General features: G+C 58.9%; 1 protein-coding gene. It reads right to left on the bottom strand.

Features of this window, described 5'->3' with window-relative positions; translation table 11 throughout:
• Positions 1 to 421 (bottom strand): GspE/PulE family protein (locus tag A3730_RS10235; RefSeq protein ID WP_197477423.1); only part of this gene is annotated, 421 nt, incomplete at both ends.

Below are 421 nucleotides of genomic sequence, written 5' to 3'. Positions count from 1 at the left end.
CTGGAGAGCAGAAACGGCTCAATCCCCATATCCTGCAAACGAGTGACCGCCCCCACCGCCGTATTGGTGTGCAGGGTAGACAGAACAAGGTGACCGGTGAGGGAGGCCTGCACCGCAATTTCAGCGGTTTCCAGATCCCGGATTTCACCCACCATGACCACATCCGGATCCTGGCGCAGAATGGCGCGCAGGCCGCGGGCAAAGGTCATGTCGACCTTGGTGTTGACCTGGGTCTGGCCGATGCCTTCAAGCTGATACTCAATGGGGTCTTCGACCGTGAGAATATTGCGCGAGCTGTCGTTGAGTTCGGTCAGCGAGGCATAAAGCGTGGTGGTTTTACCGGAGCCAGTCGGGCCGGTGACCAGAATAATGCCATGGGGCTTGTGGATGAGCTCGCGCATGTGGGCATCACAGGTGTCCC

The organism is Alcanivorax sp. HI0044 (genome assembly GCF_001634945.1).
This window is presented reverse-complemented; position numbering and strand designations above follow the sequence as displayed.